The 22,545-nt window shown below is 71.2% G+C and carries 25 protein-coding genes; 9 read left to right on the top strand and 16 right to left on the bottom strand.

Translation table 11 applies throughout. From position 1 onward, the window contains the following. Positions 1-20 precede the first annotated feature (20 nt). The gene (locus tag Afe05nite_RS26275; protein WP_203819883.1) at positions 21-1,661 is read right to left on the bottom strand and encodes a S8 family peptidase; all 1,641 of its coding nucleotides are present in this window, start codon (positions 1,659-1,661) and stop codon (positions 21-23) included. Positions 1,662-1,782: 121 nt separating this feature from the next. Here Afe05nite_RS26275 and Afe05nite_RS26270 point away from each other — a divergent pair, with 121 nt between their 5' ends. From Afe05nite_RS26270 to Afe05nite_RS26260, 3 genes are all read left to right on the top strand, one after another. Further along, positions 1,783-1,905 carry a ribosomal protein bL36 gene (locus Afe05nite_RS26270; protein ID WP_203798415.1) on the top strand — a complete coding sequence of 41 codons (123 nt, stop codon included), beginning with the start codon at positions 1,783-1,785 and terminating at the stop codon, positions 1,903-1,905. Positions 1,906-2,062: 157 nt separating this feature from the next. After that, on the top strand, positions 2,063-2,617 hold the full coding sequence (locus tag Afe05nite_RS26265; RefSeq protein WP_203819882.1) for a nucleotidyltransferase family protein: 555 nt from the start codon (positions 2,063-2,065) through the stop codon (positions 2,615-2,617). Positions 2,618-2,635: 18 nt separating this feature from the next. Next, entirely contained in the window at positions 2,636-3,226 is a 591-nt protein-coding gene (locus Afe05nite_RS26260; protein WP_203819881.1) for an HAD family hydrolase, read from the top strand. A gap of 18 nt (positions 3,227-3,244) precedes the next feature. Here Afe05nite_RS26260 and Afe05nite_RS26255 read toward each other — a convergent pair whose 3' ends face one another. Continuing rightward, positions 3,245-4,090, bottom strand: a complete 846-nt coding sequence (locus Afe05nite_RS26255; protein WP_203819880.1) for an NmrA family NAD(P)-binding protein — start codon at positions 4,088-4,090, stop codon at positions 3,245-3,247. Positions 4,091-4,169: 79 nt separating this feature from the next. Between Afe05nite_RS26255 and Afe05nite_RS26250 the strand changes: the two genes are divergently transcribed. Continuing rightward, positions 4,170-4,829, top strand: coding sequence for a TetR/AcrR family transcriptional regulator (locus Afe05nite_RS26250; RefSeq protein WP_203819879.1), 660 nt, complete (start codon positions 4,170-4,172; stop codon positions 4,827-4,829). A 62-nt stretch (positions 4,830-4,891) separates the two neighbouring features. Here Afe05nite_RS26250 and Afe05nite_RS26245 read toward each other — a convergent pair whose 3' ends face one another. Genes Afe05nite_RS26245 through Afe05nite_RS26235 form a run of 3 tightly spaced genes read right to left on the bottom strand, consistent with a single transcriptional unit; the run spans position 4,892 to position 7,041 of the window. Beyond that, a complete protein-coding gene (locus Afe05nite_RS26245) occupies positions 4,892-5,569 on the bottom strand; it encodes an HAD family hydrolase (protein WP_203819878.1) in 678 nt (225 codons plus the stop codon). A gap of 9 nt (positions 5,570-5,578) precedes the next feature. Next, complete coding sequence (locus Afe05nite_RS26240) at positions 5,579-6,460, bottom strand: GlxA family transcriptional regulator (protein WP_203819877.1); 882 nt, start codon at positions 6,458-6,460, stop codon at positions 5,579-5,581. Continuing rightward, a complete protein-coding gene (locus Afe05nite_RS26235; RefSeq protein ID WP_203819876.1) occupies positions 6,457-7,041 on the bottom strand; it encodes a cysteine hydrolase family protein in 585 nt (194 codons plus the stop codon). The genes Afe05nite_RS26240 and Afe05nite_RS26235 overlap by 4 nt, the downstream gene beginning before the upstream one ends. 139 nt (positions 7,042-7,180) lie before the next feature. On the opposite strand from Afe05nite_RS26235, the gene Afe05nite_RS26230 reads away from it, so the two are divergent. Beyond that, on the top strand, positions 7,181-8,542 hold the full coding sequence (locus tag Afe05nite_RS26230; RefSeq protein ID WP_203819875.1) for an alpha/beta hydrolase: 1,362 nt from the start codon (positions 7,181-7,183) through the stop codon (positions 8,540-8,542). Here Afe05nite_RS26230 and Afe05nite_RS26225 read toward each other — a convergent pair. From Afe05nite_RS26225 to Afe05nite_RS26190, 8 genes are all read right to left on the bottom strand, one after another. Then, a complete protein-coding gene (locus Afe05nite_RS26225; protein WP_203819874.1) occupies positions 8,529-9,707 on the bottom strand; it encodes an OmpA family protein in 1,179 nt (392 codons plus the stop codon). The two genes, Afe05nite_RS26230 and Afe05nite_RS26225, sit on opposite strands and share 14 nt — an antisense overlap. After that, positions 9,700-10,503, bottom strand: a complete 804-nt coding sequence (locus Afe05nite_RS26220; protein WP_203819873.1) for a hypothetical protein — start codon at positions 10,501-10,503, stop codon at positions 9,700-9,702. Before Afe05nite_RS26220 ends, Afe05nite_RS26225 begins: the two co-directional genes overlap by 8 nt. Continuing rightward, positions 10,500-10,973, bottom strand: coding sequence for a hypothetical protein (locus tag Afe05nite_RS26215; RefSeq protein WP_203819872.1), 474 nt, complete (start codon positions 10,971-10,973; stop codon positions 10,500-10,502). The genes Afe05nite_RS26220 and Afe05nite_RS26215 overlap by 4 nt, the downstream gene beginning before the upstream one ends. 85 nt (positions 10,974-11,058) lie before the next feature. Then, complete coding sequence (locus Afe05nite_RS26210; RefSeq protein ID WP_203819871.1) at positions 11,059-11,439, bottom strand: hypothetical protein; 381 nt, start codon at positions 11,437-11,439, stop codon at positions 11,059-11,061. A gap of 106 nt (positions 11,440-11,545) precedes the next feature. Continuing rightward, a complete protein-coding gene (locus Afe05nite_RS26205) occupies positions 11,546-12,475 on the bottom strand; it encodes a sugar kinase (RefSeq protein ID WP_203819870.1) in 930 nt (309 codons plus the stop codon). Then, positions 12,472-13,113 carry a bifunctional 4-hydroxy-2-oxoglutarate aldolase/2-dehydro-3-deoxy-phosphogluconate aldolase gene (locus Afe05nite_RS26200; RefSeq protein ID WP_203819869.1) on the bottom strand — a complete coding sequence of 214 codons (642 nt, stop codon included), beginning with the start codon at positions 13,111-13,113 and terminating at the stop codon, positions 12,472-12,474. Before Afe05nite_RS26200 ends, Afe05nite_RS26205 begins: the two co-directional genes overlap by 4 nt. Continuing rightward, a complete protein-coding gene (locus tag Afe05nite_RS26195) occupies positions 13,091-13,705 on the bottom strand; it encodes a hypothetical protein (RefSeq protein ID WP_203819868.1) in 615 nt (204 codons plus the stop codon). The genes Afe05nite_RS26200 and Afe05nite_RS26195 overlap by 23 nt, the downstream gene beginning before the upstream one ends. 44 nt (positions 13,706-13,749) lie before the next feature. Further along, positions 13,750-14,148, bottom strand: coding sequence for a hypothetical protein (locus Afe05nite_RS26190; protein WP_203819867.1), 399 nt, complete (start codon positions 14,146-14,148; stop codon positions 13,750-13,752). Between the two features lie 155 nt (positions 14,149-14,303). Here Afe05nite_RS26190 and Afe05nite_RS26185 point away from each other — a divergent pair, with 155 nt between their 5' ends. After that, a complete protein-coding gene (locus tag Afe05nite_RS26185; RefSeq protein ID WP_203819866.1) occupies positions 14,304-15,227 on the top strand; it encodes an NADP-dependent oxidoreductase in 924 nt (307 codons plus the stop codon). On the opposite strand, the gene Afe05nite_RS26180 is transcribed toward Afe05nite_RS26185, so the two are convergent. Then, a complete protein-coding gene (locus tag Afe05nite_RS26180; protein WP_203820071.1) occupies positions 15,217-15,579 on the bottom strand; it encodes a hypothetical protein in 363 nt (120 codons plus the stop codon). The two genes, Afe05nite_RS26185 and Afe05nite_RS26180, sit on opposite strands and share 11 nt — an antisense overlap. Before the next feature lie 167 nt (positions 15,580-15,746). Between Afe05nite_RS26180 and Afe05nite_RS26175 the strand changes: the two genes are divergently transcribed. Then, positions 15,747-16,427 (top strand): TetR/AcrR family transcriptional regulator, encoded by a 681-nt coding sequence (locus Afe05nite_RS26175; RefSeq protein WP_203819865.1) that lies wholly within the window; start codon positions 15,747-15,749, stop codon positions 16,425-16,427. Here Afe05nite_RS26175 and Afe05nite_RS26170 read toward each other — a convergent pair. Next, the gene (locus tag Afe05nite_RS26170) at positions 16,393-18,684 is read right to left on the bottom strand and encodes a putative bifunctional diguanylate cyclase/phosphodiesterase (protein ID WP_239118201.1); all 2,292 of its coding nucleotides are present in this window, start codon (positions 18,682-18,684) and stop codon (positions 16,393-16,395) included. The two genes, Afe05nite_RS26175 and Afe05nite_RS26170, sit on opposite strands and share 35 nt — an antisense overlap. Positions 18,685-18,875: 191 nt before the next feature. Between Afe05nite_RS26170 and Afe05nite_RS26165 the strand changes: the two genes are divergently transcribed. Beyond that, on the top strand, positions 18,876-20,894 hold the full coding sequence (locus tag Afe05nite_RS26165; RefSeq protein ID WP_203819864.1) for an N-acetylmuramoyl-L-alanine amidase: 2,019 nt from the start codon (positions 18,876-18,878) through the stop codon (positions 20,892-20,894). A 42-nt stretch (positions 20,895-20,936) separates the two neighbouring features. Then, entirely contained in the window at positions 20,937-21,302 is a 366-nt protein-coding gene (locus Afe05nite_RS26160; RefSeq protein ID WP_203819863.1) for a VOC family protein, read from the top strand. Here the strand turns inward: Afe05nite_RS26160 and Afe05nite_RS26155 are convergent. Then, positions 21,299-22,477, bottom strand: a complete 1,179-nt coding sequence (locus Afe05nite_RS26155; RefSeq protein ID WP_203819862.1) for an FAD-dependent monooxygenase — start codon at positions 22,475-22,477, stop codon at positions 21,299-21,301. The two genes, Afe05nite_RS26160 and Afe05nite_RS26155, sit on opposite strands and share 4 nt — an antisense overlap. Positions 22,478-22,545: the final 68 nt, after the last annotated feature.

The raw sequence follows: 22,545 nt of genomic DNA, 5'->3' as shown, positions 1-22,545 counted from the left end.
GACGAGCGGAGCCGGTCCAGTTACGAACGAGCCGTCACCTCGATGGTGAGCTCGGCCCGGGCGACCTGACCCCAGCCGTCGGTCAGCTGGACGGTGAAGGTCGACGAGCCGGCCGTGGTCGCCACACCGCTGATCTCGCCGCCGGTGGCCAGCGACATCCCGTTCGGCAGCTCACCCGCGGCCACCGTCCAGACGCCCGCCCGGTCGGCGGTCAGTTGCTGGTTGTAGTACATGCCGCGGAGGATCGACGGCAGCGCCGCGGTCTTGATCACCGGCGTGGTCACGTCGACGCTGACGGTCAGGGTGCGGGTCGCGACGGTCGGCACGTAGTCGGTGAACCGGACCGTGACGGCGTCGCTGCCCGGCCCGGTCGGGGTGCCCGAGATCAGGCCGTTGCCGTTCATCGTCACGCCGGCGGGCAGGCTGCCCGAGGCGATGCTCCAGGCGCCGCGGCGGGCGGCGGTGAGGGCGAGCTGACCGGAGTAGGCGAGACCGGCCGTCATCGAGATCGCCGACGTCCGGATCACCGGCGCGGCCGGCGGAGCGGTGCTGAAGAGCAGCCGGTTCGGCGAGCCCTTCAGCCCCGAGATACGGCCGGGGGTGGCCTGCGCGACCAGGTAGTTGCGCACCTGCACGGGGCTGTAGCCGGGGGTCGCGTCGAGCACGAGCGCGGCGGCGCCGGCCACGTGCGGGGCCGCCATCGACGTACCGTCGGCGACCGCCGTCGAGTAGTCACCGCCCGCGAACGACGACTTGATCCCGACACCGGGCGCGAACAGGTCGACCCGGCTGCCGTAGTTGGAGAACGAGGCGCGCTGGTCCTTGCTGTTGGTGGCTCCCACGGTGATCGCGGCGGCGAGGTTGGCCGGGCTCTCCGTGGCCGCGTCGACGTTCTCGTTGCCGGCCGCCACCACCACCGTCACGCCCTTGTTGATCAGCTTCTGCAGGGCGGCGTTCAGCGACGGGCTGTTCGAGCCGCCGAGACTCAGGTTGGCCACGGCCGGCTTCTGCGCGTGCGCGGTCACCCAGTTGACTCCGTTGATCACGTCGGCGAGGTCGCCTTCGCCATCGCAGTCCAGCACCTTGATCGCAACCAGCTTCACCTGCTTGGCAACGCCGTACGAGGTGCCGCCGATGGTGCCGGCCACGTGCGTGCCGTGCCCGTTGCAGTCGGCGGCGGGGCGGCTCGGGCTGACCGCGTTGTAGCCGTAGGAGGCCCGGCCGGCGAACTCGTGGTGGGTGATCCGGATGCCGGTGTCGATCACGTACGCGTGCACCGAGCTGCCGTCGTCGGTCGGCGTGTAGGTCCTCGACAGGGCGACCGGGTGCTGGTCGATGCGGTCCAGGTTCCAGATCGGGTTGCGGTAGGTGGTGGTCTCGGCGTGCACCCGCTTGTTCTGCTCGACGAACGCGACGTCGGAGCGGGCCGCGAGCCGGCGGGCCTGCTTGGCCGACATGCGCGCCCGGTACGAACTCGTCGACACGCCCTGCGCGGAGATACCGCCCCCGGGCGCCTTCATCGTGACGAGGTACTGACCGGCGATCGCCTCCGGCGCCCCGGCCCCGACGACGTTGCCCTCGGCGGCTTGGGCGGGTGTGACAGAGCCGGCCGCGGTGATCGCCGCAGCGGTGAGCAGGGTCCCCAGAACACGCATTCGCATGCCGCCTCGATCGGCCGCACCGACCCGTGAGCTGACCTCACCGGGTCAGAAATAACCTGGTGGCAACCGGCGTTGTCGACATCGCGCCGGTGAAACGGCCGGTGCGGAGAGAGGTTCCGCCATGAAGGTCCGCAATTCGCTCAGGTCTCTGAAGAGCAAGCCCGGCTCGGTGCTCACCCGCCGCCGGGGCCGCCTGGTCGTGCTGAACCGCAAGAACCCGCGGTGGAACGGCCGTCAGGGCTGACGCCACACGCCGGATGGCCGGGCAAATTCCACGATCACGCGATAGCTTTCAGGTAAGCGACAGGCCGGAGAACCGCCGCCACGGAACTCCGGCCTTTCGCTTACCCATTCACCGTACGGGTGGGGCCGGGCGCGGCCCGGGTGGCTACGCTCGGGCCATGCAGACGGCGGGCCTGGTGCTGGCGGCCGGCGGCGGGAGCCGTTACGGGATGCCGAAGGCGCTTGTCGCGTACGCCGGTCGGTTGCTCGTGGAACGCGCCGCGGAGACCCTGCGCTCGGCCGGTGTCGCACGCACCGTGGTGGTCCTCGGCGCCTCGGCGACCTCGGTGCTGGCGGCCGCGCCGAACCTGCCCGACCCGGTGATCAACCCGGACTGGGCCACCGGGATGGGTTCCTCACTGCGCGCCGGTCTGCGCGCGCTGACCGGCACCCCGGCGGTCGCGGCGGTGGTCCTGCTGGTCGACATGCCCGAGGTCACCCCGCTTGCGGTGGGCCGGGTGACCGCACACGCCGCCGCCGACGCCCTCGTGATGGGCTCCTACGCCGGCCGGCGCGGGCATCCGGTGCTGCTCGGCCGGGACCACTGGGACGGCGTGATGGCGTCGGCGGTCGGTGACCGGGGCGCCCGTGACTACCTCCGCCGGCACGACGTGCGCCTGGTCGAGGTCGGCGACGTGGCCGGTGACCTCGATCTGGACGTCCCGCCGGGATGACCGGATAACTTTGATCTCGTGCACCTACCTCTGCCCGACGGCGACTTCCGGGCCTACCTGTTCGACTGCGACGGCACCATCACCGACTCCATGCCGGCGCACTACCGGGCCTGGACGGCGGCGCTCGCCGAGTGGGGCGGCACGTTCCCCGAGGACCTGTTCTACGCGTGGGGCGGCCGAACGGTCGCCGAGATCATCGAGGATCTGAACGAGCAGCAGGGCCTGCGCATGCCGGTGGCCGCGGTCGCCTCGCGGCGCGAAGCCCTGTTCCAGGCGAGCCTGGGCGAGATCCGGGCGGTGCCGGGGGTGCTGGCGCACATCGAGGAGGCGTACGAGCGGGTGCCGTTCGCGGTCGTCTCGGGCAGCACCCGCGAGTCGGTCACCGCGTCGCTGACCGCCCTGAACCTGCTGGACCGCTTCCCGGTGCTGGTCTGCGCCGGCGACTACACCAACCCGAAGCCCGACCCCGAGGCCTACCTGATGGCGGCCCGCCTGCTCGACGTGCCGCCGTCGGCCTGTGTCGTCTTCGAGGACACCGAGCTCGGCCTGCGGGCCGCGACGGCGGCCGGGATGGCCACCGTCCGCGTGCCGCCGCCCTGGCTGCGCTGATCCCTCCCCCGCCCCAGGTCACTCCGGCTGCGCCGCCGCCACGAACCGCTCGACGAACTCGCGGACCGGGGTCGCGGGCCGGCCGATGGCCTTCGCCAGGATCGGGTCGGTCACCGCGAACTCGCCCGCCCGGGCGGCCCGGAACATGCCCAGGGTGAAGTCGGCGAACCCGCCCGCCGTCGCCCTCCACTCGTCGTCGTCCACGACCACTCGGGTGAACTCGCGGCCGGTGACGTCGGTCAAAATCTGCGCCACCTCGGCGAGGTCGACCGCGGCCGGACCGGTGAGCGGCGGGGTCACGCCGTCGAGCAGGTCGGCCGACGTCAGGGCGGCCACCGCGGCCTCGGCCAGGTCGGCGTGCGCGGTCCACGAGACCGGGCCGTCGGCGGGCAGCGCCAACACACCCGTCGCCAGGGCCTGCGGCAGATAGAACGCCAGCGTCGTCACGTAGAAACCGTTGCGCAGCACGGTGTACGGGACGCCGGACTCGGCCAGGTAGTCCTCCGTGGCGGCGTGCACCGGCATCGGGGCGAACAGCGACCGATGCGCGGCCGCCTGGTGTCCGGTGTAGACGATCCGCTTGACGCCGACGGTGCGGGCGGCGTCGATGGCGGCCCGGTTGGCGGCGATCGCGGTGTCGCTGTCGCGGATCGAGGCCGAGACGATGAGCACCTGGTCGGCGCCCTCGAAGGCGCTCGTCAGCGAGGCCGGGTCGGTGAAGTCGCCGCGCCGCACCCGCATCCCGCGGGCGGCCAGGTGCGCCGCCTTGGCCGGCTCGCGGACGCTCACCCCCAGGTCAGCGGCGGGAAGCAGGTCGACGATCTGCCCGCCCAAGTTTCCGGTCGCACCGGTAACCACGATCATGAGGTCTCCTTAACGTTGGTAACAGCGACACGTTATCACTGATAATCCAGCGGTACGCAAGAGCTGTTATCGTCGTTACATGGACGAGGCCCGGACCGTGATCATCGAAGCGGCCGGCCGGCTGCTCCGGGCCGAAGGAGCCCGCGGCGTCACCACCCGGGCGGTCTCGCAGGCGGCGGGGGTGCAGCCGCCGACGATCTACCGGCTGTTCGGCGACAAGGACGGGCTGCTCGACGCGCTGGCCGAACACGCACTGACGGCCTATGTCGGCGCCAAGGTGATCGACACCCAGCAGGACCCGTTCGAGGATCTGAAGGCCGGCTGGCACAGTCACATCGAGTTCGGCCTGGCCAACCCCGACCTCTTCCAGCTGTACGCCGACCCGCGCCGGCGACGCTCCCCGGCGGTGGCGGCGGGCGACCAGATTCTCCGGCAGCGGGTGCACCGACTGGCCGCGACCGGCCGGCTGCGGGTCAGCGAGGAGCGAGCGGTCCAGATGATCCAGGCCGCCGGCCGCGGTGCCGTGCTCGCGATGCTCGCCGGTGACGATCCCGGCCTGGGCGACGCGATGTTCGACGCAGTCGTGGCCGCGGTCCTCACCGATGTCCCCGTCGTCGCGGCGAACGACGCCACCACCGTCGCCGTCGCCCTCGCCGCCGTCGTCGACGAACTACCGGCGCTCAGCGCCGCCGAGAAGTCCCTGATGTCGGAGTGGTTGAACCGCGCGATCACGTCCTGACCGAGATCAACCCGCCCGCGCCGGCCCGGAAACCGGGGCGCCGGGAGCCCGCACGGCGGTGGTCACCAGTCGAGCGGCAGCTCGGCGAGGGAGCGGATGCGGTGCGGCTCGTCGTGCGGGCCGCCGTCGTGCCGGTCGAGGTGGACGGCGAGCAGGCCGGCCCGGCGGGCGGGCAGCACGTCGAGGTCGTGCCGGTCGCCGACGCTGAGCACCGAGGCCGGCGGCAGCCCCCAGCGGGCGCAGGCGCTCAGGAACGCGGCCGGGTCCGGCTTCGACGTGCCGACGTCCTCGACCGTGAAGACCGGGCCGAGCCGGCCGGTCAAGCCGGTGCGGGCCAGCTTCTGGTGCTGCTGCTCGGTCGAGCCGTTGGTGAGCACGGCCGTTCGCAGTCCGGCCGCGGCGATGGCCGCCAGCGCCTGATCGACGTCGGGAAAGGCGCGCCAGGACGACTCGTACGCGATCAGGTAGTCCGCGAAGATCGCGTCGAGCTCGCCCTCGGCGTACGGGATCCGGACCCGGGGGAGGAATTCCCGCAGCCGGCCGCGCCGCTGCTCGCGGAAGGTGACGCGGCGCTCGCGCCAGGCCTTGAAGTGACGCTCGGCCACTTCGTCCCACAGCACGAGCAGTTCCGGGGTGCACGGCACGCCGAGTGACGGCAGCCAGCGGTGGAGGGCCTCGGCGGTGGCCGCCCGCTGATCGACGAGGGTGTTGTCGAGATCGAGGAGGACGCCACGCAGCACGCCGCGATCCTACGGGCGGGCGCGCAGCCGGCGGAGCATCCGGGCATCGGTGAAACCGACCGCGCGGGCGGCGGCCTCGACCGTGGCACCGTGGCCGAGGAGATATTCGGCGCGCTCGACCCGCAACAGTTGTTGATAGCGGAGCGGGGTGCGCCCGGTCGCGGCGGCGAAAAGCCTGGTCAGCGTTCGTTCGCTGACGCCCGCGCCGGAGGCCAGCTCGGCCAGCGGCAGCGGCGCGGCGAAGCCCGAGTCGATCCGGTCCTGCACCCGGTGGACGACGTCGGAGAGGTGGGCGCGGTGCCGCATCATCGCGCTCGCCTGCGGCTCGTCGCCGTTGCGCCGGGCGTAGACGACCATCTCGCGGGCCACCCGCGCGGCCGCCGCCGGGCCGTGCCGCAGCGCCACCAGGTGCAGGGCCAGATCTATCCCGCTGGCGATGCCGGCCGAGGTCACCACCCGGTCGTCACTGACATAGAGGACGTCGCGCAGCACCGAGGCACTCGGATAGTTACGAGCCAACTCGTCCTGCAGGTCGTGGTGAGTCGTGCAGCGGCGACCGGCGAGCAGGCCGGCCCGGCCGAGCGCGTCCGCACCGGCACAGACGCTGGCCACCGTCCCGCCCGCCCGGTGGTGGGCGGCCAGCCGCTCCAGGGTCTCGTCGGTGAACGCTCCGTAGCCACTGCGCCAGCCCGGCACCACGACCAGGTCATCGGTCGTCAACCGCGGCCAGTCCCGGTCGGCGTGCAGGGACACGCCCTGCCACGTCGGCACTGGGGTTTCCTCAGCGACGTACGACAGCTGGTAGCCCTCGGCCGTGCCGAACACCTGCGCCGGCCCCGCCAGGTCGAGCAGGTGCACCTGCGGAGTCAGCACGAACACCACCCGGCTCACGATCCGGTCACACCTCCCGTGGTTCGGACGGTGGCGAACCGGCCGGCCAGCGCGTACTCGGTGCGGGCTTTGACGTCCGCCGCCGCAAGCGTACGCGGGTCGGCCAGCAACTCCTCGACGGACTGGTCGGCGGGCGCTTCCCAGTGCGGGATCGGGAACGTCCCGGTGGCGTCGGTGACGAACGTGACGTCGTACCCGAAATCGGCGGCGACCCGGGCAGTGGTCTCCACGCACTGCTCGGTGCGCAGCCCGCAAACCGTCACCGAACGCACCCCGGCGGCGGTGAGCGTCTGCCCGAGGTTGGTGGTGGAGAACGCGTTGTGCGAGGTCTTGACGATGACCGGCTCACCCGCGGCGGCCTTGAGCTCGGCGACGAGGCGGACGTGTCCGTGCACCGGATCGAACACGCCGGCACTTCCCGGTTCGGCGTGCAGCACCCACACGACGAGCGAGCCGTCGGCCCGCGCGGCGTCGACGAGCCGCCGCACGTTGCCGATCAGGCCGGGGTTGTCGAGCGTGCGCCACAACGGCCGGGCCCGGAAGGACTCCTGCACGTCGATCACGATCAGAGCGTTCGTCATGGCTCGATTCTTCGCCCTCCACCGGCCCGGCGGCAGACCTGATCCGGGCTGTCGGCGGAACGATCCGGTCACCCTGACAGGGTTCGCTCGGGGAAGGCCCGGATTAATCGACAGTCCACAATCGAGCAGGATCGACGCCATGAACTCACTGCTCGCCGTCCTGCTGGCCGCCGCCCTGCCGGTTCCCGCGCCAACGGCCGCCACCCTCGACTGGCGGACCTGCGGCAAGAACATGGACGCCCAGTGCACCCACCTGACCGTCCCGGTCGACTGGTCCCGCCCGGCCGGCGAGACGATCGAGCTCGCGGTCGGCCGGCGCCCGGCCCGCGACCAGGCCCACAAGGTCGGCACGCTGATCTTCGGGCCGGGTGGGCCGTGGGATCCGGGCGTCAGCCGGGTGACCGACGACTACGACCGCTTCAGCGACACCCTGCTCGACCGCTTCGACATCGTGAGCTTCGACCCGCGCGGCTCGACCGGCAGCCACCCGGTGAGCTGCGACCCGGAGCAGGTGGCGAAGGCGCCCGACCCGATCCTGAGCAGCCAGAAGGACTTCGAGACGACCCTCGCCTACAACCGTACGCTGTGGGCCGGGTGCGAGAAGTTGACGGGCGACCTGTGGAACCACGCCGACATGGGCAGCAACGTCCGCGACCTGGACGCCCTCCGGGCCGCGCTCGGCGAGCGAAAGCTGACCTTCCACGGCAGTTCCTACGGAACGGTGCTGGGTGCGGCGTACGCGGAGCGTTATCCCGACCGGACCCGGGCGATCCTCCTGGAAAGCGTCGACGACCACAGCAGCCGCTCCACCGCCGAGTTCCTGACCGCCCAGACCTGGGCCGCCGAGGACGCCTTCGACGACTTCGTGACCTGGTGCGACCACACGAGTTCATGCGCCCTGCACGGCCGGGACGTGGCCGCCGTCTGGAACGACCTGTTCACCTCGGGCCGCGCCGACTTCACCCGATTCGACCTGGTGGCCGTCACCTTCAAACGGACCAAGGACGCCGACTACGCGAAGCTGGCCGACTACCTCGCCGCGGTCGCCGGCGGCGCGCCCGGTTTCCGCCCGGGCCCCTTGCCGGTGGTGCTGCCGGCCTTCTGCGCCGACTGGTCACTGCCGGTCCGCGACTATCGCGAGTACGCCTCCCTCATGCGACAGGCCGCCCGGGTCGCCCCGAACACCCACTTCCCCGCCCAGGCGTTCGCCCTGACCGCGTGCCTGGGCTGGGACCACGTCGCCTACCCCCAGCACGCCCTGCGGGTGCACACCCGAACGCCACTCCTGCTGCTCAACTCCCGGCACGACGCCGCCACCGGCTGGAACTGGGCCCGCAACGTCGAACGCCAACTGGGCCGGCACGGCGTGCTGGTCACCTACGAGGGCGCCGGCCACGGCTCCTACTCCCGGAGCCAGTGCATGCGCGACATCGCCGACGCCTACCTGGTCGACCTGACAGTGCCGGCCCGCGGCACGATCTGCGGCCCTACGCACAGCTGAGCTCGATCACCACCGATCGGTTCCGGACCACGGCGGCGGGGATCAGATTCCCCTTGCCATCCAGGTCACGGATGTGGAACTTGCTGGTGTTCCCGCCGCCCACGGTCGTGATGCGGCTGGCGGGGACACCCATGCCCTTGAGCACGTCCGCCACGGCTTCGGCCCGCTTCCGGGACAGCACGACGCCGTTGCCGCCGGAACCGGGGACCGAGGCTGTCGTGCCGGTCAGCGTGAGATGTTGTTGGCCGGCACGCGTGACGTCGGCAAGTGACCCCAAGGTTTTCCGGGCCGCGGCAGCATCCCGGAAGGTCGCGGTGTCCGGGCGGAACGCGACACTGCTCGAATCGTCGAGTACCGTCCGGCCGCATGCCTTGAAGGTCGGCTGCGACGGCAGCGGGACCACGGTGACCGGAACGTTTCCGCCGATCGAGCCGGTCGTGGAGGCCGTCTTGAGATCGGCGACGCAGGAGGCGTCCCCGGACGTCGCGATCGCTGTCCACAGGTCCGCGACCCGGTTTCGAAGGTTCTGGGTGAGCGCCGGTTGCGGTTCGGCGGTGTTCCCCAGACCGGCGAAGAGCACGGCGCGGCCGGGCAACTCCGGAAGCGCCCCCGACTTCTTCAGGTACTCGACCACCTCGTTGGGTTCGGCCCCGAAGGTGCCCTCGTCCTGGAACCGGATCAGCCCGGTGGTCTGCAGCCCGGAATCGAGCACGACCACCGTGCCGCCCGGCTGGGTGATGTGGGCGGCCTGCGCCAATGCCTCCAGAACGTCAGCCTCCGGCACTTTCGCGGTGATCCGTTCGACGGCCGTTCCGAGGTCGGCGAGAAAGGCGCTGAGAGCGCGCAGCCGCGCGGCCTCATTGCGGGCGTTCGTGTGGAAGGTCGCATTCAGCACCGAGTTCGGCGCCCCGTCCACCCGCACCGCCTGGATGGGCGCACCTCGTTTGGCCGCCTCCCGGATCAACCCCGCCACCGGCTCGGGGATCACCGGGCGAGGGCTGTTCGCTCGGGCCCCGACCACCAGGGTGACCGGACCACCGGCCGTCCCTTGGCAGGACAGATCGACGGCCTGCGGAGCGAACGAATCGGTAGTGCAGCCGGCCAGCAGAAGCAGCGGAACGACAACCAGGCCGGCGACCAGCCGCCTGACGATCCGATCACTCATTCGCGCCGTCCGGGTCCGCCCGCTCGTCGAACTGCCGCAGCACGTAGGGGCGTTTGTCGGCCTCGAACAACAGGCGAGCCGCCTCCGGATCCTTCCCCCGGTTGGCGATGCAGATGCGCGCGTATTGCTTCAACTCGGCGGACAAAGCCAGAACCGCGCGCTTCTCGATCTCGAGCAGTTGCGCGGACTCGTCGTAAGCGGTCTGCTGGGCCGACTGAATGGCCTTGACATCGCCGTAGGCAGCCGCCGACAACGACGCTCGCTCGGCCGCGACCGCTCGCCGCTGCCGGGCAGCCGAGTACCGCCTGCGCACCGCACTCCGATTGAAGTACGCCCCCGCCGCCGCCGTCAGGCCGGTGCCGACGTAGAGCGCCAGGAAGACGAAGGCCTGGAGCACCGCGGTGTGGCCGGTGTCGCTCGGCACGAGACCGCCGTCGGTGTAGAACGTCGAAGTGGCGCCGGGGTCGGAGCTCTCGATGAGTCGCACCGCGAACGCGGCCAGACCCAGGATCGCCCAGGCACCCCCGGACGCCCACAGGATGAACCGCCGGCCGGGGTCGCCGGTGGCCCGGTCGCGGATGATGGCACCGCAGGTGTGGGCCAGATAGACCGCCGTCGCCGTCATGCCGATGACGACGGCGTACACCACGTACTGCGCCTGGTCAGGCAGTACCAATGCGACGACCTGCGAGAATGCGCCGACGTCAGCCAGCGACGCGAGCAGCAGGGCGACGGCGGTCAGCCACGAGGGCCGGCCGACGAGCGCGGACGTGTCGGCCCGCTTCGGCCTGGTCATCGCGACTCCCCGGGGAGATCGCGCGGAGACACGACCGGCGAATCGCCGACGATCGACGAGACCGCACCGTCCATCTCGTCGTGGTAGCTGCGGTCATGATCCAGCAGAAGCCGGTGGGCCACGAGTTGCCCCTCGGTCACCCGCAGCTCGCGGAGGGCGGCGATGCGGAACGCCTCGTGCTGGCGCTCCAGCTCGGCGACCCAGCCGTCAGCCCAGGCATTGATCATGTTGTCCAGTGGACAGTCGCCGTTCTCCGCGAGACTCTCGGGCGGGATCATGTCGACGAGGTCTTCCACCGCGCCCAGCCATTCGGTGCGGTCGAACGGCGATCGAGCGACGAATGTGAGGGTCTTCCGCTCACTTGCGGGTGCCGATTCGGCACCGGACCGGGCGATGTCGGCAACAAGCTTTTCGCGCTGCTGCTGCCACGCTTCGTCTCGTCGTTTCTTCGGCCGAAACACACTAGCCATCAATGGCGTGGTCCAATCGGGCGGAAGTCGTTCTCACCAGGGATGCGAACACCGTCAACGGTAGAACCGCCGGTCAAGAAGCGATTCATCGAGGATTGCCCACTTTGCTCCGCAACGCGTCGTGCCAGAGTGGAGCGCCGAACGCCACGACCGTCAGCATCGCCACTCCGACCGCGACGACAAATACCGCGATACAGGGCCAGAAACCGTTCACCCCGAACAGCACCACCGACAGTGCCGCCAGTTCGCTGACGACGAACCCGATCGCCGAGAACAGAAATAGATAGGCGGCCGTGGCGTACTGACCGTAGAGCTTTCGCTCGACCGGATCATGCACGTTCTCGGAAGCCGCGGTTTCCCATCTGTTCGACGTGAAGCCCAGCAACGCGCGCAGTTCCAGCACCACCGCGATAAATATGGTGGGAATGACCTGCGCGGTCACCTCGTAGAAGTCGGCATTCCGCATGAGTGGGATGCTCACACGAGAAATCGACATCCACCAACGCCCCTGCGGGGGAATCGCTCATCCGATGTGGTGATTGCCCCGGGCCGGCGCCTGTTGTATGCCTCTCCTAGCGCCGGATGTCGCCGCCGGTCAGGGCGGCCAGCTCGACGCGGTCCGGGGCGCCTTCGCAGTCGCCCGGCACGGTCACCGCGAAGGCACCGGCGGCGATCGCCGTGTGCAAGCGTTGCGCCGGTGGCTCGCCGGCCAGCCGGTCGGCCAGGTAGCCGGCGACGAACGCGTCGCCGGCGCCGACCGGGTCGATGACGGTCACCGGCAGGGCCGGGACGGTGTGGCGCTCGCCGCCGATCCGGGCGACGCACCCCCGGCCGCCGTCCTTGAGAATCACCTCGGTGGGTCCGAGCTTGGTCAGGCCGCCGAGCAGGTCCCCGGGGTCGACGAAGAGTTCCGCTTCCTCGGGGCTGGCGAAGACGATGTCGGCCCGGGCCACCAGGTCACGCAGCACCGGTGCGGCGTCGAAGCGGGACCACAGTTTGGCGCGGTAGTTGACGTCGACCGACACCGGCACGCCGGCCGCGCGGGCGGTCTCGACCGCCTGGAAGACGGCCGCCCGGCAGGTCTCGCTCAGGGCCGGGGTGATGCCGGTGACGTGCAGGACGCCGGCTTCGCGCAGGGACGCCGCCGGGAGGTCGGACGGGTTCAGGCGGGAGCCGGCGCTGCCGGAGCGGTGGTAGTCGACGTGGGCGAACTCGCCGGAGCGGCGGTGCCGGACCATCAGGCCGGTGAAGGACGAGTCGGGCAGCGCGATCACGTGCACGCCGGCGTGCCCGAGGCGGGACCGGATCAGCTCACCCGTGGCATCCGGGCCGACCCGGCCCAGCCAGGTGGCGTGGCCGCCGAGCCGGGCAACGCCGACGGCCACGTTGCTCTCGGCGCCGCCGATGCCGAACGTGAAGGAGCCGGCGTACGCCAACGGGCCGATGCCGTCCGCCGCGACCAGCCCCATCGTCTCGCCGAAGGTGAACAGGCCCCCGGTCATGACCGGGCGAACGCGACCGCGCTCACCGCGTGCCGGGCCCGCGCCGCCAGGGCCACCATGCTGCCGCCCTGGGCCGCGTCGCCGATCAGGGGGCCGCCGAGGCCGACCGCTTTGGCGCCGGCGAAGAGCCAGTCGGCGATGTCCTCGATGTTGACGCCGCCGGTCGGCATCACGTTGATCTGCGGGAACGGACCCCGGACGTTGCGCAGGAAGCCCGGGCCGAGGTTGGCCGCCGGGAAGAGCTTCACGAGTGGGGCACCCGCCTGATATGCCTGGAACATCTCGGTCGGCGAGGCCGTGCCCGGATAGAACGGCACCGGCGACGCCTGCACCAGCGACACGTCGAGGTGCGGCGACACCAGGAATTCGGCGCCCGCGTCGACGGCTGCTTTCGCGTCGTCGAGGGACAGCACCGTGCCGGCCCCGACCGACACCGAGGCGGGCAGTTGGCGCCGCAGGCCGGCCAGGGCCTCGATGGCACCGCGGGAGGTCAGGGTGATCTCCATGGCCGTGATGCCGGCCTCGACCAGCACCTCGGCCACGGCGGCGAATCCGTCGGAGGTGGGCGCCCGCAGGATCGCCACGATCCCGCTGCGGACGACCCCGGCAGTTACTTCATCGAGGTTCTGATCGGTCACGACTTAGATCCTGCCCGATATTTTCAAGGTCATCCAGTGCCGATGTCCGGGCCGACCGGCGCCGCCACGAGCGCGGCCGGTCGGCATCGGACAGTTCCGGCTTGGTGGGCGGTGTCGCGGTCATCCGCAGTTCCTCCCGGACCGCCTCCTCGAACTGCTGCATGACCAGCGGAACCTGGGTGAGCAGTTCACGGAAGTGGGTCTGCGGCTGCACCCCGGACACGGCCGCCGGGTTCATCTCGCCGTGCAGCTTCTGCAACAGCAGATGGACGGCGAGCGCGGCACTGCGCACTGGCCCGGAGGCGAGCAACCGCACCCGCATGAGGGCCGGTGCCACGTCGTCGACATAGGCGAGCGCCGAGGGCGGTTTGTCCCCGGCGTCGTAGGCGGCGCGCAACCGGTAGGTGTCACGCTCGAAGACGGAGAGCAGGGCGACGTACGCGTCCTTGCGCTCCTCGTACCACCGGCGAGTGGCTTTCCGCCGGCTCCGCGCATATTCGTCACGGGCCGTCACCAGCTGTGCGGTAACGGCCCCGGCCAGGGCGAACACTACGGCGATGAGGGGCAGCCCCCACCACGGGATCTGAGACACGGCACTACCGTAGCGATGCCTGGCCGACCGGTCACCTCAGTCGCTCAGTGGAGTAGCTGCGTCACCGCGTGGAAGGTGTCGGCGGAGGTGCTGTTCGACGTCGAGGCGGCGAGGATGGTGCCGCCGCAGGCGCACAGGATCAGGACGCCGACCACGGCGAACATGATGATGGTGAAGACCAGGCCGGGCCACTTCTGCGGCGGGGCACCCATGGCGCCGCCGATGAAGGCGATCAGGGGGGCGCGGTACTCGATCTCGACGGTCTGCCCGGCGTAGACGTTGATGGGCAGATCGGCCTTGCCGAGCGGCCACAGGTACGGAACGTGCACGTGCAGGTGGTACTGGCCGGGCTGCAGCGGGATGATCTGGCGGCCCCAGGCGTTGCCGACCCGCTGGCCGTTGATCTCGATGACCGGCTTGAAGAGAGCCAGCATGAAGGTCATCCAGTGATATTTGGTAGTCAGCGCGATGCCGCTGCCCGACGGCTGCTGCTGTGGTTGTTGCGGGTACAAGGTCAGCTCCCCATGATCGGCGAGCGCAAAGAATAAGGTCTGGCGGTCTTGACCTCAACCTCGGTTCAGCTCGCAGGGTGACACCCATGAGAGCCGTCGTGTTCGAGCGCTTCGGAACGCCCGATGTGCTGCGTATTGTCGACCTGCCGGACCCCGAGCCGGCGCCCGGCGAGGTGCGAGTCCGGGTGCTTGCGGCGGGTGTGCAGCCGTTCGATGTCGGATTTCGGCAGGGCGTCATGTCCTGGGCGCCGGTGACCTTCCCGCAGCAACTCGGCCAGGAATACGCGGGGGTGGTCGACAAGCTCGGGGCCGGCGTAGAGGGCCGGCTGCGGGTGGGCGACGCCGTGCTGGGTTCGACCATGTTCAACGGTCACGCGGAGTTGCTCCGCGTGCCCGCGCGGCAGGTGGTGCGCAAGCCCGAAAGGCTGGATTTCCCGACCGCCGCCGCGCTCGTCGCGGCGTCGCAGACGGCGACCGGGGCGCTCGCCGAGCTGGCCGTCGACGCGGACGACGTGCTGCTGGTGCATGCCGCGGCCGGGAGTGTGGGGACGGTCGCGGTGCAACTCGCGGTGCGGGCGGGGGCCACGGTCATCGGCACGGCGTCGCCCGGCAATCACGATTACCTGCGGCAGCTGGGGGCGATCCCGGTCGCCTACGGCGATCGACTGCCGGATGCCGTACGCGCGACGGGGCATCAGCCGACCGTGGCGCTCGACGCCGCGGGTGGTGCCGCGATCGCCCAGTCGGTGTCGCTCGGGGTCGCCCCGGATCGGATCGGCACCATTGTGGACGACAAGGCCGCCGCCGGGCACGGGGTCCGGGTGGTGCGCGCCGGCCGTGACCCGCGTCGTCTGGCCGCGGTGCTCGATCGAGCCGCAAAGGGCCAGGTCACCATGCCGGTGCGGGCCTATCCACTGGCCGAGGTGGTCGCGGCGCACCGGGTGGTCGAGTCCCGGCACGGCCGCGGCAAGGTGGTCCTGATCGTCGAGCCGGGCGGGCTCAGCCGGTGATGGTGTCCCAGCTGTAGCCGAGCAGGGCGAAGGCGGCGCCGAGCAGAGCCAGGCTGATGCCGCGGGTGCCGATCGGCAGGGCGGCGAGAACCAGCAGGATGACGGCGAGCAGATAGAAGATTCCCTGGATAGGCATTGTTTCTCCTCGATCGGTGGGGTGGCGGCGACGCATTACCCCACCGATCAAGGCGGCTAAACCACCGGCAACCGGGTGGGCATCGCCCGCGACCATCAGCCGGATCCGGTGGCCGGGCTGGAAGCGGTGGCCGATGCCACCGATCGGCGCGCGCTCGGGCCCGAAGGCGCCGCCGCGCCAGAAGAAGTCGTCCGGGCCGGCGGGGCCGACCGGCATGACGGCGCCTTCCACTCCGGCGGCGGGTCGGCGGCCGGCGACAGTGGCCTGAGCGTCGGCACCCTCGTTACGCCAGGGGTGGGATTCCGGTGCGCAGCCAGGGGGCGCAGCAGCGATCGAAGCAAGTTTCTCGGACGCTGTACTGAAAATAGGAGCAGGAGGCATCGATGGTTCGTGGACGCCCGCCGGCGCACACCCGGGAGCAGGTCGTGGACGCCGCGATCGGGCTGGCCGACACGGAAGGGATCGCCGCGGTCACCATGCGCCGGATCGCCACCGAGATCGGGGCGGGCGCGATGTCCCTCTACACCTACGTCCCCGACAAGGAACGCCTGCTGGACCTGATGGTCGACCGGGCCGGGGCGGCCCGGCCGAAAATGGAGATCACCGGCGATTGGCGTACGGATCTGATGGCGCTCGCCGCCGCCCAGCGCACCCTGATGCTCGCCCACCCGTGGCTGCCCGCGGCCCTGCCCGACCGCCGCCTGACCGGCCGGCACATGCTGGACTACCTGGAGCATGGCCTGGCCGCCCTCGAGCCGACCGGCCTGGACGGCTCCACCAGGATGGAGCTGATCGCCCTGATCACCGGTTTTGTGGCGTCCTACGTGACGAACGAGCGGGCCGGTGCCACCCCCACGTCGGCGCAGGTGGACCTGCTCACCGAGGCGGTGGCCAGTGGCGACTTCCCGCACCTCGCCGGGGTCCTGGCGGCCTCCGGGCCGAGCCGGGAGCCGTCCTTCGAGCGCATCGCCGGCTGGATGATCACCGGCCTGGTGTCCCAGGCGGTCACGCCTTCGGTGTCCCGGGCGGTTACGCCGGGACCGGACGCTCGATCCAGCTCGTGAGGTCCTCGGCGCGCTCGGCCTTGCCGTAGAACCAGCCCTGCACCAGGTCGCAGCCCTGGGCGCGGAGCCAGTCCCGCTGGACCTCGGTCTCCACGCCCTCGGCGACCACCCGGTGGCCCATCGCATGGGTCATCGCCAGGACCGCGCGCACGATCGGCTCGTTGGCGCCGGCCGCGCCGACGTCGTCGATGAACGAGCGGTCGATCTTCACGATGCCGACCGGGAGCCGGTGCAGGTAGCTGAGCGACGAGTAGCCGGTGCCGAAGTCGTCGATGCAGAGCGTGACGCCGAGCGCGTGCAGCGCGTTCAGGGTCAGCAACGCGGCCTCGATGTCTGCCATCACGCCGGACTCGGTGATCTCCAGCCACAACGCCCTCGGCGGCAGCCCGCTCTCGCGCAGGGTGTCGTCGACGAGCTTGACGAGCGAGCCGTCGCTCAGCTGGCGGACCGCCACGTTCACCGACACGTGCAGCGGCCGGGCGTCGGGGCCGCGAACGTCGAGCCACTCCTGCAGCTGGCGCACCGATTCGCGGAGCATCCAGGCGCCCATCTCCTCGATCAGGCCGGTCTCCTCGGCGATCGGGATGAACTCGACGGGCGAGACGAAGCCCAGCTCGGGCGAGTTCCAGCGCATCAGCGCCTCGAAGCCGTCGAGCTCGTCGGTGACGATGTCGACGATCGGCTGGAAGTGCACGGCCAGCTCGCCGCGATCGAGGGCGCCACGTAGTGCCTGCTCCAGCTTGACCCGGTCACGGATCTGTTCACGCAGCGAGGTGTCGAACATGGCGTAGGCGTTGCGGCCCGCCCCCTTGGCCTTGTACATCGCGGTGTCGGCGTCCCGGATCAGTTCCAGCGCGTGCGCCCCGCCGGCCGACTTGGCGACACCGATCGACGCCGACACGACCACCTCGCCGACCGACAGCCGGAACGGTCTGGCGAACTCGACGAGCAACCGATCGGCGAGCGACTCGGCGAGCCGCTCGTGCGACGCGCTGGCCAGGGCGATCACGAACTCGTCCCCGCCGATGCGGGCGACCACGTCCTCGGCGCGCACCTGCTCGCCGAGCCGGCCGGCGACCGCGCACAGCAGCTCGTCACCGACCTCCGGCCCCCAGTGGTCGTTGATCATCTTGAACCGGTCGAGGTCGATGAAGAGCAGACTGATCTCGAGGTGCTCGGTGGTCGCCCGGTCGGCCCAGGCGGCCACGGTCTCCGAGAGCAGCTCACGGTTCGGCAGGTCGGTGAGCGCGTCGTGGGTGGCCCGGCGCCGGGTCATCAGCTCGGCGCGCACCCGCGAGTTGTTGGAGCGCACCACCCGGCCCAGCACGCTGAGCACGATCATCGCGCACAGCCCGGCGCGGACCAGGTCGTTCAGCACCGAGCCGGCGGGCATCAACGACGTGATGATCGTCGGCACGACCACGACCAGACCGATCACGGTCATCCGTAGCTTGCTCATGTCCCGCACGACGATCTTCTGCGGCTGCACCAGGGTCCGGGTCGACGGGTGCAGCGACGCCGCCGGGATCAGCACGAACATCAGCAGGAAAGCGGCGTTGCTCGGGGTCTGCGAGATGTCGATCAGCTGGGCGTCCCGCAGGGTGAACAGCAGGTCGCCGACGAACATGCAGGCGGCCGCGACGATCATCAGCCAGAGCGCGGCCTGCCGCACCCCGCCGGCCAGCATGAGCTGCGCGACCAGGATCAGCATGACCACGTCGATGATCGGGAACAGCGCGTCGAGCACCTGCAGGGCGGAGAGGTCGGCCGAGTAGACGGCCGGGGAGATGACGAACGTCCAGGTCACGAACGCGGCGGCGAGCCCGACCAGGACCGCGTCGACCCGTGCGGGGTCGTCGTCGGCGGCGCGCCGCCGACGCAGCAGCACCAGAAAGGCATAACCCAGGCAGAGGTACGCCGGGACCACGAACGAGTTGGGGATCAGTGCGATGGCCGTCGGCGGCGTGGCCATGGTGCTCGGCACGACCGCCCGGATGATCGTCGCCACGATGAACAGCCCGGCGGCGGCGCGCACCAACCGGTACGGCAGCCGGTCGGCCGGGGCGAGGTTGCGGGTGGGCCCGACGGACAGCGCCACCATGCCGAGGACGATGCCGAGGGCCATGACCGGGCTCTGCCACGGGACCGGGCCGAAACCGTAGATCGCGACCAGCGTCAGCCCGACCGCCACGTGCCCCCAGGCCCAGCGGGCGCGTACCGGCCCGGGGCGTCCGGCAAGAGCGTCGGCTGTGGTCACGCCCCCTTCCATCGGCACCCGACGGCGGATCTTTATCGAATCCCGGGTGACGACGGCTACGGACGTTAGTCCGGTTTGCCGTTTTTGTACCTGAAAATCCTTCGACTTAGTTCGTAGTTTCCGGGACGGGTGCGACACCTGAACGGCAACGTGGCTCCTGGCTCGACCAAATGAGGACCACGGGGGTTCACGTGTACCGATATCGGACGAAACTTCGCGCCGCCCTTCTCCTGGCCACCACCACCATCACCGTCGGGACCGCCGCGGTCTCGCCCGCGACTGCCGGGCCGGGCGCCGGGCCGGCCGTCCAGCAGATCTCCTTCGCCGACGCCACGCACGGCCACGCCACCAAGCCGTTCAGCATGCTCGGTGTCACCTGGGCCGACCCGCGGGCGGCCGTCGACGGCACGATCCAGGTCCGCACTCGCGCCACGAACACCGGTCGATGGACGGCATGGCAGTCGCTGGAAGCGGACGGCAGCGCGGCCGGCGACCGCCGCGGCGCCTCCGACCCGGTCTGGGTGGGCGCCTCCGCCGGCGTCGAGGCGCGGATCGTGGGCGCCCGCCGACCCTTCCCGGCCGGCCTGCGCGTCGACCTGATCAACCCGGACGCCGCCCCGGCCACCGGCACCACGGCCGATCGGGCGGCCCCCGAACGTGCGGGCGACGCCCGGCCCGCTCCGTCGGCGCGGCGGGCGACGGGGGTGGTGCCGCTCCCCACCCGGCCGGTTCCGCGCATGGTCACCCGGGCCGGCTGGCGCGCCAACGAGGCGATCGTCCGGGCCGCGCCCACCTACACCGGACCGGCCCAGGTCTTCTTCGTGCACCACACGGCCAGCGGCAACGGCTACAGCTGCGCCGACTCGGCCGCGATCGTCCGGGGCATCCAGGCCTACCAGGTCAGGACCAAGGGCTGGGACGACATCGGCTACAACTTCCTGGTCGACAAGTGCGGCCGGATCTTCGAGGGCCGCCGTGGCGGGGTGAACCGCATGGTGCTCGGTGCGCACACCATGGGCTTCAACTCGAACGCCAGCGCGATCGCCGTGATCGGCACGTACGGCCAGGTCGGCGTCTCGTCGACGGTGCGCACCGCGATCGCCACGGTGGCCGCCTACAAGCTGGGTGCGGCCGGCAACGCGCCGGCGGGCAAGGTGGTGCTCACCTCCGGCGGCGGCCCGCGTTACCCGCTCGGCAGCCGGGCGGCGCTCTGGCGGATCTCCGGCCACCGCGACGCCGGCCGCACCGACTGCCCCGGCGACAGCCTCTACCGCCAGCTCCCGGCGATCCGGGAGATCGCCGGGGCGGCCCCTTACGGCCTGCGCTACCTGCGGATGCCGGGCGCTTCGAAGTACGGCACGACGCTCTACACGAAAGGGCTGATCCGCCCGCTCTGGAACATGATCACACCGAGTGCGCTGATCAACCGCTTCGAGGCGTACGTCGATGGTGAGCTCGCCGTGGCCACGCCGGGCAGCCACCGCACCACCGCGCTACGCCTGCGCCCGGGCGGCCACGTCGTGACGATCAGGGCGCTGCACCTGTCCGGGAAGGCGACGATGGTCGGCGCCAAGGTCATCTCGGACGTGGTCGCCCCGCGGTTCACCGGCGGCCCCGCCCTGGCCCTGCGGACCGGCTCCCTCGACGGCTCGGTGCCGGTCCAGCTGCAGTGGACCGCCACCGACGAGAACGGCATCGCCGCCGTCGCGCTGACCGGGCCGTCGATGCTCGACCTCGGCACCGTGCACAGCCGCAACGGCACGCTCGCCCCCGGACGCCCGGCCACCTTCGCGTTGCGGGCGGCCGACCGGGCCGGCAACACCGTGGACGGGGCGGTCACGCGTACCCCGGTGGTCGCCTCCGAAGCCGCCGCCGACCGGACCGGAACGTGGCGCACCCTGACCAACCCCGGCTATCTCGGCGGGGTGGCGCTCGGCGCCACCGCCGCCGGATCGTCCGCCACCTGGCAGTTCACCGGCAGCTCGGCGGCCCTCGCGGTGAGCCGGGCGGCGCAGTCGGGCCGGCTGCGGGTCTTCGTGGACGGCGACGACCTGGGCGTCCTCGACCTGGGCTCGCCGCAGACCGTCTATCGGCAGGCCATCTGGTCGCGGTCCTGGCCCACGAGCGGCTCGCACACGGTGCGGGTCGAGGTCGAGGGCACGCCGGGACGGCCCGGCGTGGTGCTCGACGGCTTGGTCTATCTCAAGTGAACCTGACAGAAGATGTCAGCCTCTCGGGCGAGGATCGGGGTCATGACCGGAATTGCTTCGCTCGCGATGATCAACCTGGACGCCGAGGACCCGGCGGCGCAGGCGTCCTTCTACTCGCAACTGCTCGGCTGGGAGGTGCTGCACAGCCAGGCCGAGTACGCCATGATCGGCGACGGCTCCACCAGCCTCGGCTTCGGCCAGGTGCCCGGCTATTCGGGGCCGGGCTGGCCGGCCGAGGCCGGGCCCAAGCGGTACCACCTCGACTTCCACGTCGACGACCTGGACAAGGCCGAGGAGCAGGCGCTCGCGCTCGGTGCGAGCAAGCCGGCCGAGCAACCGCAGCCGGACCGGTGGCGGGTCCTGCTCGACCCCGGTGGCCAGCCGTTCGACCTGTGCCTGCGTAGTTAGCCGGCCTGGGCCGGCGCGTAATCCCGCAGGGTGATCGCGTCGGCCTTGCCGAACTGCTTGGCCAGCATCTGCCGCATCGGCCAGCGCCCCATCATCCGCATCGACAGCGCCCGCGCCCGGATCATCACCTGCCGGTTGGGCGCGGACATCGCGATCCCCCCGGGCGGCAGCCGGGTGCCCTGCGCGACGTAGTCGGCCATCTCCGCCTGATAGGCCGCGAACCCCTGCTCCGGCGTTCTGGCCCGGCTCAACTCGCCGGCCAGGACGTAGGCCCCGACCAGGCTCATGCTCGTGCCCAGGCCACCCAGCGGCGAGCCGCAATAGCCGGCGTCGCCCAGCAGCACCACCCGACCGCGCGCCCACGTCTCGACGTGCACCTGGCTGACCTCGTCGAAGTACAGGTCGTCGGCCCGCGGCAGCTCTGCCAGCAGGGCCGGGACCCGCCAGCCGAGGCCGGTGAACCGCTCGGTGAGCACCCGCACCTGCTCGTCCCGGGAGATGCGGTCGTGACGGGGCGGCGACCGGAAGCTGAGACTGGCCTTGGCGGTGCCGCCGGCCTCGGGGCGAACCAGCACGGCCCGGCCCCCGGGCGCGTTGAACATGGTGGACCAGTTGTCGAGGTCGCCGGGGTCGGCCACGGTGAAATAGGAGCTGTAGCCACCCAGCGGCCGGACGAACTCGGCGTGCGGGCCGAACGCGATCCGCCGGACGCCGGAGCGTACGCCGTCGGCACCGACCACCACGTCGAAGCGCTCGGTGCGGCCGCTCGCGAACGTCACCGTCTCGTGGTCGATCGCCACGATCCGGTCGCCGAAGCGGTAGTCGGTCGTCGCGGCGGTCGCGTCGTGCAGGATCCGGGCCAGGTCGCCCCGGGCGATCTCGATCTCGGCCACGATGCCCTCGCCGCCGAAGAGGTCGGCCGGCATCTCGGCCAGCCGCCGGCCGTGCTCGTCGACCAGGGCGAAGCCGCGGTCGTCGATCTGCTTCGCGCGGACCGCCTCGCGGATCCCCATCCTCTCGACGACGGCTCGGGCCACCCCGCGCACGTCGACCGCGTGGCCACCCGGCCGCGGCGCCGGCGCCCGCTCCACCACCGTGACGTCGGCGCCCGCCCGGTGCAACCACAGCGCCAGTGCCGGCCCGGCAATGCCCGCGCCGGAAATCAGAACCCGCATCGTCCCCGCCTCCTGCGTACTCTGTATATCGATGTACTAGTGAGGCTAGGCAGCGGACTTGAAGCGTG

Source organism: Paractinoplanes ferrugineus (assembly GCF_016862195.1).
Taxonomy (GTDB): Bacteria; Actinomycetota; Actinomycetes; order Mycobacteriales; family Micromonosporaceae; genus Actinoplanes; species Actinoplanes ferrugineus.
The sequence above is the reverse complement of the archived record's forward strand: the minus strand, read 5'-3'. Positions and strand labels throughout refer to the sequence as shown.